The organism is Ruegeria sp. AL11 (genome assembly GCF_056540865.1).
Genome location: NZ_JBQFXO010000007.1, coordinates 174,861 through 188,808, shown reverse-complemented (window position 1 = coordinate 188,808; position 13,948 = coordinate 174,861). Strand labels below are relative to the sequence as shown.

At 59.1% G+C, this 13,948-nt stretch carries 8 protein-coding genes; 3 read left to right on the top strand and 5 right to left on the bottom strand.

The window, feature by feature from the left end:
* Positions 1–2: 2 nt before the first annotated feature.
* Positions 3–1,478, bottom strand: a complete 1,476-nt coding sequence (locus ACR0IP_RS13100; RefSeq protein ID WP_480525985.1) for a caspase family protein — start codon at positions 1,476–1,478, stop codon at positions 3–5.
* 151 nt (positions 1,479–1,629) lie between these two features.
* On the opposite strand from ACR0IP_RS13100, the gene ACR0IP_RS13095 reads away from it, so the two are divergent.
* The gene (locus ACR0IP_RS13095) at positions 1,630–2,685 is read left to right on the top strand and encodes an OmpA family protein (RefSeq protein WP_170378365.1); all 1,056 of its coding nucleotides are present in this window, start codon (positions 1,630–1,632) and stop codon (positions 2,683–2,685) included.
* A 2-nt stretch (positions 2,686–2,687) separates the two neighbouring features.
* Here ACR0IP_RS13095 and ACR0IP_RS13090 read toward each other — a convergent pair whose 3' ends face one another.
* From ACR0IP_RS13090 to ACR0IP_RS13075, 4 genes are all read right to left on the bottom strand, one after another.
* Positions 2,688–4,619 carry a caspase family protein gene (locus tag ACR0IP_RS13090; protein WP_480525983.1) on the bottom strand — a complete coding sequence of 644 codons (1,932 nt, stop codon included), beginning with the start codon at positions 4,617–4,619 and terminating at the stop codon, positions 2,688–2,690.
* A gap of 21 nt (positions 4,620–4,640) precedes the next feature.
* Positions 4,641–8,282 carry a two-partner secretion domain-containing protein gene (locus tag ACR0IP_RS13085; RefSeq protein WP_480525981.1) on the bottom strand — a complete coding sequence of 1,214 codons (3,642 nt, stop codon included), beginning with the start codon at positions 8,280–8,282 and terminating at the stop codon, positions 4,641–4,643.
* Complete coding sequence (locus tag ACR0IP_RS13080) at positions 8,227–9,942, bottom strand: ShlB/FhaC/HecB family hemolysin secretion/activation protein (protein ID WP_480525980.1); 1,716 nt, start codon at positions 9,940–9,942, stop codon at positions 8,227–8,229. The genes ACR0IP_RS13085 and ACR0IP_RS13080 overlap by 56 nt, the downstream gene beginning before the upstream one ends.
* Before the next feature lie 192 nt (positions 9,943–10,134).
* Complete coding sequence (locus ACR0IP_RS13075) at positions 10,135–10,974, bottom strand: M15 family metallopeptidase (protein WP_170675837.1); 840 nt, start codon at positions 10,972–10,974, stop codon at positions 10,135–10,137.
* Positions 10,975–11,142: 168 nt separating this feature from the next.
* Between ACR0IP_RS13075 and ACR0IP_RS13070 the strand changes: the two genes are divergently transcribed.
* Both ACR0IP_RS13070 and ACR0IP_RS13065 read left to right on the top strand, forming a co-directional pair.
* On the top strand, positions 11,143–11,715 hold the full coding sequence (locus ACR0IP_RS13070; protein WP_170549474.1) for an OmpA family protein: 573 nt from the start codon (positions 11,143–11,145) through the stop codon (positions 11,713–11,715).
* A gap of 33 nt (positions 11,716–11,748) precedes the next feature.
* The gene (locus tag ACR0IP_RS13065; protein WP_170689102.1) at positions 11,749–13,941 is read left to right on the top strand and encodes a serine/threonine protein kinase; all 2,193 of its coding nucleotides are present in this window, start codon (positions 11,749–11,751) and stop codon (positions 13,939–13,941) included.
* Positions 13,942–13,948 lie beyond the last annotated feature (7 nt).

Genomic DNA, 13,948 nt, shown 5'->3' with positions numbered 1-13,948 from the left:
ACTTATCCCTGACAGCCGCCCATCGCCCAACGGCGTAGGTTGACCTTCAAACCACCGCCGAACGGGTGCTGCTTGGCCACGTTGCCTGCCGCTGGACGTTTGACATAGGTCTGAGCCTGATCGCACAGAGCCTCATGCGTCCACTGGTGGCAACTCGAACAGTTCTGATCTTTCCATAACTCATCCGGCAGCCCATCAATCGGCGGGAACTGAGGCGAGCCTGCGACCAGTTCCTCGATCGACTTGCCCCGGACATGAGTGTTGCCGAACGTCAGGATGGATTTCATGGTAACCGCTGCTCCGGCGTCGATGCTGCCCGAATTCTGCGCCTCGGGTGTCTCGACATTGGCTTCGGCTTTGCGAGTCACGGTCTCGCTTTCCAACTGCAGGGCCGCCAGACGCTCGACCGCCTGATCGGCGAATGCGCCACTGGGAAAGCTGTGCAGGTAAACCTCATAAGAATGGATCGAATCGTCGACCTGCGCCAGTTCATACATCAGACGGTCCGTCTCGGTCGCTTCCGGGGCCTCTTGCGATGGCGTTGGCGTGGGCAGAGTTCCAAAGGACTCGGCCAAAATCGTCTGCAGCAGATCATTGGCCTGCGATGCATGAACACTGTCTGGATAGGCCCGCTGAAACAGCATGATCTTCACCGGGTCGCGGCTGTTCACAGCCTCCTGCCACTGTTCTTCTTCGGTTTGTTCCGGTTTCGCGATCAGGGTTTCGTTCGCGCGCGCAAAGGCGAAATCCTGCGTCAGGGACGAGGTATCCCAAGGCGTTTGCAACCCACGCGTTTCGCTGAGAACATCAACGCGCACCTTCTTGAACAATTGCTCGATCGCCATGCCGGGCGTGTCGATATGCTGCGCAAGGCTCAGCGTGAATGGGCTGTTGCCGGTTTCGCCATCCAGCGCAACGCCGCCGGGATCGGTGGCATAGGCGAGAAAAGTGCCGGTCGGGGCTTTCATCTCGGCCAGACCGTTGTCATCCATATCTGCCAGATCCTCGAACGGATTGTTCCGGCAAGCGTCCAGAATGACGATATTCGTCTTGTTGTTGGCCGAGGCCATCTGATGCAGGACCGAACGTGCCTCAACCGCCATCAGATCCAGATCGGCCGGATCAGACAGCGACACGTCCACGGGCAGCAAGTAGTTCGAACCGAAAGACTGAACCCCGTGACCCGCGTAGTAAAACAGGCCCACGGCGGTTTCGCCGCCCTTGCGCAGATCGCGTCCGAACTGGGCAATGGCGCGCTTCATTTCGATCTGGGTGCTGTCGGACAGGTGACGCACCTCGAACCCGAGCGCAGTGAGCTTTTCCGCCATCAGCCGCGCATCGTTGATTGGATTGTCTAGGGCCGAGACCGAACCATAGTCGGAATTTCCAACCACCAGCGCGATTCGCGGCTCGGCCCAAGCCGAACCGGTCCAGAGCATAGCGATCATCGCAAACAGGGTTCTAAGTACGCGTTGCACCTTTGGTTCTTTGCCTTTTTCTGGTCTCATGGTCCGTGACCCCTTGGGCACCACTCAGCCCGGAAGTACTCTGATATTGTTTTTTGGCTTTCTTATGGCCGTGGCCTGAAATATCCCAATTATAGTATCAAGACTAGGAAGAGGTTCACACATGCCGCGTTTAAACTTGGTGCGAAATGCTTTTGCGATGACGGCACTGGTATTTGCAAACACGGCGTGGGGTCAAAGCGCCGATCCGTTCGAACATGGGTGGAAATTGGACGCCGATGCCTCGGAGTTGCAATTTTTGTCGGTCAAAAAGAACTCGATTGCCGAAAACAGCGGCTTTGCAACCCTCACGGGCGTGATCAGCCCTGAAGGCGGTGCCGATATTCGGGTTCAGATGGACAGCGTTGATACCAAGATTGACCTGCGCAATGTGCGCATGCGGTTCCTGTTTTTTGAAACCTTCAACTTCCCCGAGGCTGTGATCACCGCCCAATTGCCGCCCGAACAACTGGTGGATCTGCACCAGACCCGGCACAAGATCATCGACCTGCCCTATAGCCTATCCCTGCATGGGGTGAAAAAAGACAGCGTGGCGCAGGTGGCCATCACTCTGGTCGACAATGACCGCGTGGCTGTGGCCAATACGACGCCGATTGCGATTGCCCTGCCCGACTTCAACCTTGAGGAAGGACGAGGCAAGCTCGAAGAAGCCGCCGGTGTTGATATTCTGCCCTTCGGCTTTGTCAGCTTCGGGTTCGTATTCGACCGCGCTCAACCCGGCACGCCACCTCAGCTCGAGGTTGCCTCGGCCACGCCGGGGGCTACCGCGCTGGAGACCAAGGGTGATCTGGATCGCGAGGCCTGTGAAGGGCGGATGGAGATCCTGTCGCGCACCGGCAATATCTACTTTAACTCGGGCAGTGCGCGGCTGACCAATGACTCGATTCCGCTGCTGAGCAATCTGCATGACATTGTCGACCGTTGCCCGGACCTGAAGATCGAGATCGGCGGGCACACGGATAGCGATGGCTCGGATGAGGCTAACCGTGTTCTCAGCGAACGTCGAGCGCAGGCGGTCAATACCTATCTAGTCGATCAGGGGATCGCGCCGGAACGTCTGCTGACGGTTGGTTATGGCGAAAGCCGCCCGGTTGTGTCGAATGACACCGCAGACGGCAAACGCCGCAATCGGAGGATTGAGTTTGTGCCCGTAAACTAGGCTCAGTTCTCAGCCAGAATAATCGGATCGAACCCACCACTACGCCATTGCCGCAGGGCCGATATGAAATTCGGCCCCGGCACGCCGTCGATCGCGCTGTTGTAATAGCCCGCCTTTTGCAGCAGCCGTTGAACCTCCATCAGGGTGTCGCGCGACCATTGGTCTGAGGCGAGGGATAGCTGATCCAGGATCGCTCCGTTATCCTCAGCGGCTCCGCGCAGAAGCATCCGCGCGGCCTCCAACGGATCACGAGGCACGCCGCGCCCTTCGTCCAGAAGGATCGCTGCTGCCAGATAGCCCTGATACTCACCATCACGCGCAGCTTTCTGGAAGTAGCCCAATGCTTGCTCGGGCTCGCCAGCGGCACCATCTTGTGCCAGCACCCCAAGATTGAACGTCGCCTTGGCCGACCCACCCTCGGCGGCCTGCTGCAGAAGCGCGACGGCGCGCGCGTCGTCTTTGGGAACGATCTGACCTTCAAACAGGGTAACGGCGAGGTTGATCATGGCATCTGCGCTGCCCCCTGCCGCCGCGCGCTCGTAGAGGTCCAGCGCTGTTCCCATATCCTGAGGGACGCCAGTGCCGCTTTCATGCAGTTGCGCCAAGGACACCATCGCCCGCAAATCCCCTTCGGCAGCAGCCTGTTTGTAGAGGGTCACGGCACGCTCCACATCCCCCGCAGCAATCGTCGCCCGTGCCAGCAGCGCCACGTAGTGCGACAGATCCGGTGACTGGGCTGCCGCCGCGCTGCACGCCTGAATGGCCGTCAGCGCATTTTCCTGCAACCGGCTGAAAGGAACGCCCGTGATGCTGGCCGTGCGGTCGCGGGGATGGGTCGCGAGGCGTTCGCAAATGCCGCCAGGTGTGCTGTCCTCGGGTCGTGGGATCGAGGCGATCAGCCGCTGCGCTTGCGCGGCGTGGCTGCCATCGGGGTATTGTTCAAGATAGAATTCCAGCAGAGGCCGCATCCGGCTGCGTTGAGCCAGTTTCCAAAGACGTTCGGCCTGTTCGTCCTGGTCTTCGACGCTCAGCGCGCGGGTCTGGGTGCCGCCCTGCCCGGCCTCATCCAGAAACGCAAAAACCTCAGTGGCATGCGCGCCCTGTGGGTAGCGGTCGATATAGAGCTGCATCAGTGAGGCATCCTGCGCATTGGCCGCAACCTGCCACAGTAAGGTCTCCTCAGAAGCTGTCACCGGGCTGTTGTCAAACCGGAACTGCCGCGTCAGCGAAGAGTTGTCCCACGGGATCTGCCGCCCCCCGGTCGACGCCAGAACATCCTTGCGGACCGAGATCAGCAGGTCCGAGATATCCTGACCGGGCGTGTAAATATGGCTCAGCAGCGCTTCGGTGAAAAAACTGTTCCGCCCGGTGCCATCGAAGGCCACGTTGTCCGGCTGCGTGGCGTAGGCGAACAGAAAATCCGCCGCGCTGCCGACGCGGGCCAACCCTTCGTCAACGCTCAGCACCCCGTCTTCGAAAGGGTTGTCGCGGCAGGCGTCCAGAAACACCAGACGAATACCGTCGGAACGTTCCATCCGAGAAACGAACTCCTCCATCGCCACGGTCTGCTCCGGGATATCCGCGGCACTGGTCAGGTTGGCATCGACCGGAACCAGATAGTTACGCCCGTCTACCTGAAAGCCGTGCCCGGCGTAAAACAGCAAAGAGACATCGGAATCCGCAGCCGTCGCGCCATAGGATTCGGCCAAAGACAGCATCTCATCCCGAGTCAGATCTGTACCCAGGAACACGTCGAACCCCAGCCCCTCAAGCGCGATGGCCAGATCCGAGGCATCGTTGATCGGATTGTCGAGCGCCCCGACGGTCTGGTAATCCGAGTTCCCGATGATTAGCGCCACACGTTTGTCTGCTAGCGCCGCAACAGCGCTGAACAGGGTCAAAAGCATGGCCGCGCAAAGACGGATCAGGAACATGGGCGCAGAGCCTCCATGGGGTTAAAGACCGATGGCGCGCGACAGGCCAATCTCGGCCTGACCAACCGCTGCCACGATTGTATCTACCTGCTGGTTCTGGATACTGACAAGCTCGGGGTCGGTTGCTCGTATCAATGTGATCGCCTTGCGGATTTCGCGCTGCGCCTGACGGATTTGACGGCGGGCTTCCTGCACTGCCTCGCGGCGGATCGTCTCCCGCTCCTCAGCGGTGGTGGCAAGTGCCAGACGACGGTTCGCATCCTCGCCCGCTGCGCGAATACCAGCACTAGCACCTCGGATGATATCGCCAACGGATTCCAGACCCGGCGGCAAACCCTGAACGATCGCATCGAGGTCCGAGGCGTATTCGTCCATCGCATCGGCAATACAGGCCAGATAGGCGCTGACATTGTTGCCCTGTTCCGCACAGGAAGAGATTACCTCGTCAAAGTCCTGCGACGCATTCTCGACCGTGCCTAGCGCCGCTTCTGCTTCGGTTGTCGTTGTGGTCGTAGTGCCACCGCCGCCACCTCCGCCGCCGGTGATGGTTGTATCCACGGTCGGGGTGATTTCAATGGTTGGGGTCGGCGGGGTCGGAATGACAGTGTTCCCGATGATTGCCGTGCCAGGCAGCGCGGAAACGGTATAGAACACCTCCGAGATACTCAGGAGGGAACTTGTATCCACGGTATAAGTCGTGGTCCCATTTTCGGTGCTGGCAAACGTCAAAGTCTCAAAGATCGGCGACGTATCCAGCGAGTCACCCGACGGCCCGAACCGAAAGACAGACGGGCCACCAGAAATTGTACCCGTTCCTGTCGTCGTTTCAGCCTCTCCTTCGGGGATGAGAAGCGTGTCAGGCACCACGAACAGGACCGGTGAGGTCGTGTAGTGCAACGGGTTTGTTCCGCCTTCTGACCCGCTCGCTCCGGGCGCCCACGTATTGGTAAAGTCCCACCCTTGAGCAGACGCAAGGTTAAAGAACCCAACCGTATCCTGAAGCTGTGCTGTGGTGAGTGCTGTTCCCCCGGCGCTAGTGGCCAGACCGGAGGTATCGGTATTCCAGAAGGAACCAGAAACAGATCCAGAGTTTGAACCAACTAACCCACCGATTGTGGGTGTGTTGGGGCCGGAAAAACTCGCTCCGCCAGTTGAATAGCTGCGGGCAACTGTGCCGCCATTGTTGAAGCCTACGAGCCCACCCAGACTTGCCGAGTCTCCGGGCGCTGAACTCTGGTTGGTGCCTGAAACACTTCCAGTTGCATAAGAATCCTGAACAAGGCCGTTGTTGTCACCCACCAGGCCACCAACGGAAAAATCACCCGCCGTAGAACCACTGACGGTTCCTGTAGCGTGAGACCGAGTGATGGTTCCGTTGTTTTCGCCGACCAAACCGCCCGCGACTACTAGGTTGGCCTCGGTCGTGGCGACGGTCACACTGGCTGTCGAGAAACTGTCGATGATTGTGCCATCGTTGAAACCAACAAGACCTCCAGCCTGTTCGTCACTACTGCTAAAGCTACCGGATACCGAAACGCCGGAAATTGTGCCGCCGTTTGTGCCCGCTAAGATACCACCGCCTCCAGAGGAAACGCTGGCCCCATTGATGCGCAGGTTTTGAACGTTGCCATCAAGATTGTTGAACAGGCCACCGAACGAACTGGTCGAAATGGTGAGGCCGTTGATCGAAAAGCCGTTGCCTTCAAGTGTACCACCCGCAAAGTCGATTGGATCGAACGAACTGAGTGGCGCGGCACTGATAGAATTAGCCAGGGCGTAGTTGTTGCCGTCCGAAATACCTTGAAGGCCAAACACATCCGTCAGGAGGTATGGCGACCCGGCGGCGCCAGTGCCACCGAGCGCACGGGTGAATGTTGCGCCGGACGCAATATCAAGCGTTCCAGCCGAGAAACTCGGGAGCGTGGAACTTACCTGTGACCAGGCACCATTCGTAAGCGTAAAGGTATCGACGTTTATTGTACCACCTGCGCCGGTACCAATCGTTGTGGCGGCGTTCAGTTCCAACTCGCCGCTTGTCGCGGTGATCGCAGCGTTGATTGTGATCGAATCATTGGCAAGCAGCGTTAGCCGAGAGTCGTTGCCCCACGTGATCGGATCGTCGACAGTGATCGTGCCAACCTGTGAGTCATCACCACCAAGGTCGATAGGGTCTCCATCCGGCTGAAGAGTGCCACTTCCCGCAGTCGTCAGAGTGACGTTGCCGAAGCCAAGGTTCGTTTCAATTGTACCAGGCGTGACTGAACCAGGACCCGTTGCCGTGTCAGAAACCGTAATATTCGTGGGGTCCAGCAGCAGCGTGCCATATGCACCAAACGGTGCCCGCGTATCGGTCAGACCCTCATAGTTGAGCGCCAGTTTGCCCGATACTTCGACGAAACCACCATCACCGGCCAGATCGCCCCCACGGGCCGAGTTGAAGCCCGAGAAAGATGTATAGTCGTCCGACCAGACGATGATCAGGCCGCCATTACCCTGATCTCCGCCATTGGCGCTGATTACCGTTGCGCTGTCGACCAGCGTGGTGCTGGCCCGTTGCAGATCGCCGCCCCCTTGCAGGTCACCGCCAACGCGGATCTCTCCGCCCTGTCCTGTGCCCGCGCCGTCTGCGCTCAGGGCCGCACCGGCCAGTTCGATTGCTTCACCGGTAATCGTGATCGACCCACCGTTCTGATCGCGGGCCACCGGGCGCGGAGAGGCCTCGACCAGTGTCACCCGTGCCGAGGTATCGATGCGGCCCGTCACCTGTACGGCCCCGCCGCTGCCGCCCAGAACAACTGCTCCGGACACGCCACCGACCGAGCGCGCCTCGATCACGCCAGACATGTTCACGACCCGGCGCGCTGCATCGCGGGCGCTGGCGGCCTTGAGGTGAACGACACCGCCATCCGCCTCGATGCGGCCCGAATTGGTGACCAAAGCCTCCATCGCGGCGTCATCACTGTTTGAAGGCACGGCGACCTGCAGAAAACCGTCGCCGGATACGTCCAGCGTCACTTGCTCACCCGCGCCAAGTCCCACCTTGCCCATTGGCACCCGGATCACACCCGAGTTCGACACTTTGCCGCCGATCAAGGCTGCGTAACCGCCTGGAACAACCTGAATCCTACCCGCATTCTCGACCCCGGCTGAGGCCCCGTTGCCGTTGTAGTGATAGCGGCCGTTCAGAAAATCATCGTCCGAGATGTTCAGGGTCGAGGCCACAAAGCCCCCAGTGTTCACATGGCCATTCGGGCCGATGAAAATGCCGTTCGGGTTGACCAGATGCACCTGCCCGTTGGCGTTCAGCTGACCGTGGATCTGACTGGTTGTATTCCCGGTAACCCGGTTCAGGATCACGCTTTGCGCGCCTGGTTGATTGATATTCACGGTCGAGCCGGAGCCAATCGAAAATCCGTTCCAATTCACGATGGCCGCATTCGACCCCTGCGTGATGTTCAACTGATTGGCGCTGGGTTGGCTGATCGCAACATCACCCGCAGCCACCGTTCCTCCGGTCGGCAGGGATTGCGCTAGTGCGGTCGTGCCCCATAGCACGGCCGAGGCCGACAGCAAAATGCGGCGTGAGACTGTCATGGCTGCGCTACCGTCAGAAGCGGCGGCTGGCAGTGATGCTAAACCGGTTTCCATCTTCACCGAGGTCATCACGTTCCCCCCTCCCATATTCCACTCGTACTGACCCGGACCGATAGGTCGAGTCCTCAATCGTAAACACATCAAAGCCCAGACCGTAGGCATATGCCCGGGTTGTGCCTTGTTCCAGAACAGTGGGTTGTTCCAAACCTAACACGCCATAAGCCCCAAAAACATAGGGTTTGAACAGGATCGGAAAGCCGGCAACTTGCGTCTGCTGTGACCGGCCAAGCTCGGCCCGGGCGACCCAGCCGTCATCTCCGCGCAAGTCGCCCGCGTCAAAGGTCGATAGCTCGCTGGAGCTGGCAACACTGAACTGTTCCGACGTGACCAGCGGATCGCCGAAGCTGGATTGAATCCGGCCATTCAAGTTCACGGACCAATTGGCATTCAACGGGCGCTGGTACTGCGCCGACAGTACAAGCTTGGTGAATTGCGCGCTGGCGCCTTGCCGTGACAAGGGTGTATCCCCCGCCCCGACCGAGGCGCTGGCACCGAATGCATCCAGCCCGCGCGACAGAACAGCCCCGGCAGAAAGAAACGAGCCGTTGTCATAGGTCCAGCTTGCATCCAGCGTTGCCCGCAAGACACTGAGATCATCGTCGTAGATCGGAAGCGACCCTGAGCTAGCAATCAGATCCTGCGAGTCGCTGATCCGGTCCAGGATCAGTTGCGACGACAGATTGTAACGCCGCGTGCGCACCCAAGGATAGTAAAGCCGCAGCGAAAAGCGTTCGAATTTGCTGGTATTTGGCACCAGCTCTGCATCCGGCTGGGCCTCACTCAGGGTGTATTCGGCGTTGAACGTCATCCCATCGTAACCGATCGGAAAAACAGTCCCCGCTGCCGCAATCCGGTACTGCGCATCGCTTGAGAAGAACCGTTTGGGTGAACCGCCGACGCGGAAATAGAAGGTCTCGCCCATCTCCAGCGCGCCGTTGACCTCAAGGCCCAGGTTCAGGTTGCCCGGGCCAAGCTCATCCGAAAGTGTATTGTCGAAACCGTAAGAGCCGGTGATCTCTTTGAACTCTCCATCCAGCGTCAGAATGGTACCGCCCCGCGCATCGCCCGCCGACAGGGTCGAGGCCAATCGCACGCCAAACGTATCCCCGGCCAGCAAAAGCGCGCGCTCGATCTGTTGGAGCTTGACGCCCCGTTTGCCGATCAGAGGTTTGGTGATCATCACCACCCGCTCACGCGCCTGCTGAGGCACTTTCTCGGCATCAATGCGTTCGATGAACCCATCGATCACGACGATGCGTAACGTGCCCCCATCGCGCAGGGTCTGCTGCGGCAGGACCACCCGGCTAAGAACAAAACCAGCGTTGGTATAGGCGCTTTCCAATCTATTGGTGGCCGCAAAAATCTCGGAAACAGCCACGCGCTTACCGGTCAGTCGCTCAATGAAGGCCGCATTGGCCGCTTCCATCTGGGGCAGACCATCTTCGATCCGCACCTGACCAACAGTCACAAACAGCCTGTCTGCGCCTTCGGGCACCGGCGAGCCCGGATCGCGCGCTACGGTCACAGGTCCGGTGCTGCGTTGGTTCTGAGGCTGAAAGGTGGACGGAGCAAGGTTCGACGCGCTTTGCGCCTGCGCCACCGTGGAAAATACAGTCGACGCGATCACGACGCAGGAAGCCAAAACCAGAAAACGACAGATCCGCGTCATGTCAGATGAACACCCCTTACCCGTACCGGCCCGAACCAATGAGCCAGAAACGTATCAACGAAATCCCATCGAAGGGACCATGGCAAGGTCGTTCTCAACATTCCGCAGCCCCCTTTGGAATAGATAACGCTTTATTTACTTTGCACCCCAAAGCGTCTGTGACAGACTTCACAAACCGCAAGAGAAGCGCAGTCAGAGCATCCCGGCCTCAAGCCACTCTTCGATCTTGTTACGGCTGACCTCGAAATGCATCGAGTCCTCACGGCCCCAGGCAGCACCCCAGACCCAGCCTTCCTCGCGGAAGAAATCGGCCAGAATGGTCAGACCCAACTGAGTTTTTCCGTCGCCCAGCGTATCCAGAACACCGTCGATATTCAGATCGACCGCAAGACCGTAAGCATGGGCCGAAGCCGAAGACGTCGCCCCGCGAATACGGCGCACACACAAAGAACCGGCCGTGTTGATACGCGCATAAAGATCGGGATCGGTGCGTTGGATATTCTCGAATACAGCCCGCAAGGAATCAACCGCAGGTTTCAACATCCGCACCCGAACCGGCCCGACCTCTTCCAACACCAGAAGCTCCTCAAGGCGTGGGTTGGTCATCGACTGGCATTCATCCGTCAGATCCTCGCGCGGCAGGCCGAAAGTTTCGCGCAAGAAGGACGAGCCGGCCAAGTCCAGCTCTCGGTTCACCTTGTTGCGGTTGGCGATCAGGACGACCTGCGCATAAGCGTCAATGATCTCATTAGGCGACGAGCGGTCAAACCCATAGTCATCCGCCGCCGAGTTGTCTTGCGGCACGATCCCGGCACCATTTTGGGTGCGCGACACCTCAAGCGAAAGTCGTTCAACCTGTTCGCGCATATCATCCAGCTGTTGGCTGAGCATCTCGATCTCGATCCGGGCGCCTGAATCGATGGCGGGACCTTCGAAATTCTCGTCAAGTGGGACGACCAAAGGAAAGACGTACCAGATGATCGGAGCCAGTATGATGGCCACTCCCAGAATGATCGCCGGAACGATGCGCATTTGCCTGATGTTTCCTGTATTCTGCCACCTTATAAGATAAACTTAAAAGGCTGGGCGCATGATGTCACGCTATTGACCTAAAAATGTCCAGCGCTTGTGTGACATTCTTCATTGTCGGTCGTCGGGTGGGGGGCTAGTCTTCCCCTCAAACACGGAAAGGTTAGGGTTATGTCCGCATTTGCATCATGGAAGTTCATCGGGGCCTCGGCATTTGCCGTCCTGTGTACCGCTCAGTTCGCTTTGGCGCAGTCAGGCGAGTTGACGGCAGACGAAATCACCGACGCGTTCAACAAGCAAAAGACGCGCGGCCTTGTCATCGTGCCGTCGAATTCCGGCGAAACGGCTGAGGCCGAAGCTGAAACCACCGTCGCCGCTGCACCGACGGAATACCAGCCGGTCGCAAGCGAGGATCAGGTCAATATCCAGATCCGTTTCGATTTCGCCTCTGCCGCGCTGCGTGAGGATGAAAAGCCCAAGCTTTCGTCGCTGTGTCAGGCGATGAAGAACGTGGATGTGAACGTTTTCCAGATCATCGGCCATACCGACAGTGCAGGTTCTGCCGAATACAACCAGAACCTGTCGCTGCTGCGCGCCAAAGAGGTCAAGCGCTTCCTCGTCGGCGATTGCGGCATCTCGGAACAGCGGCTTGAGGTGCTGGGCGTGGGCGAGGCTGAACCTCTGAACAAGGACAATCCGCGCGCCGACGAAAACCGTCGCGTTGAATTCCAGGCCCTCGGCTGACTACACCACCACTCTAACTAAACCGAGGACAGCATGACGGACTCCCGCGCAGGCGACCTGTTTCAGCCGGGCGATCTGGTGAACAATACTTATCGGATCGAAGCGATACTTGGGCGGGGCGGTACTTCTGACGTCTATCGAGCCCGCTCCGAGATTTCGGGGCGGCTTGCCGCTTTGAAGGTTCTGAAAGCGGAGTTTTCCAGCAATGATGACTATCTGGTCCTGCTGACCCGCGAGGAAGAAATCCGCGACATCCGCCACGACGCGGTTGTCCGCTATTCTGAAAACAACCGAACCGCCGACGGGCATGTCTATCTGGTGATGGACTATGTCGACGGGCCGGGTCTGGACCAGAAACTCAAGGCTGGCCCCATGTCGGCAAGCGATGTGCTGACCGTTTGTAAACGGGTCTGCGAGGGGCTTGAGGCCGCCCATGCCCGCAATATCGTGCACCGCGATCTGAGCCCCGACAATATCATTCTGCGCGATGGCGATCCGGCGCAGGCCGTGATCATTGATTTCGGCATCGCCAAGGACACAAACCCCGGGGCCGAAACTATTGTGGGCGGTGAGTTTGCCGGGAAATACGCCTACGCCGCGCCCGAGCAGCTTTCCGGCAAAACCGACCAGCGCACCGATATCTATTCTCTGGGCGCCTTGTTGCTGGCCAATTTCCGGGGGCAAAAAGCCGACGCCGGTCGCAACTTGCTGGAAGTCGTCGAAAACAAGAAAGAGCCGCTGAATACTCAGGACGTACCGGAACCGCTGAAGTCGATCCTCGACAAAATGACGGCCCCGAACCCGGATGATCGGTACCAGAGCGCCGGAGATGTCCTGCGCGCACTTGCGGCGGCCCGGAACGGATCGGCCGCGCCTCAAGACGATCTGGACGATGCGACCGTGATCGCCCCGCGCGCGGCCCCTACTGCTGCGCCATCCGTCGCCCCGGTTACGCAGCCGGACCCGAAACCCAAAGCAACTCCTGCCAAGGCTGAGCCTGCCAAGTCCTCGCGTGGAGGCGTGGTGGCTGCAGTCGGCGCGCTTGCGGTTGTTGGCATTGGTGCCGGTGGCTATTTCGCCGGACTGTTTGACAGCTTCCTTGCACCGCAATATCCGACCGTCTCACCCTATACTCTGGTGGCTGATAAACGACCCGGTCAGGCCCCTCGTGCTGTAGGCTTTGTTCCGTCCGAGACCGTGCGGGACGCCATGACCGGCGAGATCACATCCGAAGGGGGAGATGTTGATCTCACATTGGCCTCGGGCGACATTTCCGACACCTGGGGAACAGCGGTGACTGGCGTCATCGACGCCGCCATGGATCTGGACGAGTGGCGTTTCGTGGTCGAAGGCAATGAGGCTCGGTTGACCGGACAAACCACCGATCAGGCCCTGCATGCCGAGCTAGAGCAGCTCTACTCCGCCGGTCTGCCCGCCGGGCTACAAGGCACCGCAGATATCGAGTTGGAGTCGCTGTTCCTGTCCGCAGATGAGGTCCGACCCATCCTGTCCGGTCTGGCCGATTGCGGCGCGTTGAAACTGATCGACGCACCGAGCACGGGCTACGGCCCCGAAACACCGATCAAGGTTGGCGGAACGTTGGCCTCAAGGGACAGTTTGGTTGGGTTGGACACCGCGCTGACAGCCCTCGCTGGTTCACGCCCTATCGATCTTGAACAGGTCACGCTGCTGAACCCGACCTTGTGTTTGATCGAGAACTTCCTGCCCTCGGCACCTACCAGCGATATCTCCATCGCGTTCTTCAACGGAGAACAAGGCAACGCCCCCAATCCGACCGGCGACTTCATTGTCGGGCAAAACCCGGTCATTGATGTCGACCTGCCCGATGATGTTCAGGACGGGTACCTGTCCGTCTCAGTCTTGGATGTGTCAGGCAATGTGTTCCACTTGCTGCCCAACGTCACCCGCCAAGACAACGATATCGCCTCTCTACGCGACGGAGAGTCCGGACCGATTTCCGTCCGCGTGGCCTATTCGATTGATGAAAGCCAAGACAATGGCGGCATCGCCTTTCAGGTCGATGACACCGCGCTGGGGAAAAGCAAGGTGATCGTTCTGCACACTGACAACCAGCTGTTCAGCACCATACGCCCAACGGCGGAATCCGCTGCAGGTTATGCCGAGGCTCTGCGCGAGCAGGACCGCAATGTTGAAACGCAAATTCTGTCTCTGGACAGCCGCATTCTGACAACGCTGGAGCAATAGGTTCCGG

Coding starts and splice junctions, on each gene's coding strand:
- ACR0IP_RS13095 (WP_170378365.1), top strand. CDS start 1,630: ATGCCGCGTTTAAACTTGGTGCGAAATGCTTTTGCGATGACGGCACTG.
- ACR0IP_RS13090 (WP_480525983.1), bottom strand. CDS start 4,619: ATGTTCCTGATCCGTCTTTGCGCGGCCATGCTTTTGACCCTGTTCAGC.
- ACR0IP_RS13085 (WP_480525981.1), bottom strand. CDS start 8,282: ATGACCTCGGTGAAGATGGAAACCGGTTTAGCATCACTGCCAGCCGCC.
- ACR0IP_RS13080 (WP_480525980.1), bottom strand. CDS start 9,942: ATGACGCGGATCTGTCGTTTTCTGGTTTTGGCTTCCTGCGTCGTGATC.
- ACR0IP_RS13075 (WP_170675837.1), bottom strand. CDS start 10,974: ATGCGCATCGTTCCGGCGATCATTCTGGGAGTGGCCATCATACTGGCT.
- ACR0IP_RS13070 (WP_170549474.1), top strand. CDS start 11,143: ATGTCCGCATTTGCATCATGGAAGTTCATCGGGGCCTCGGCATTTGCC.
- ACR0IP_RS13065 (WP_170689102.1), top strand. CDS start 11,749: ATGACGGACTCCCGCGCAGGCGACCTGTTTCAGCCGGGCGATCTGGTG.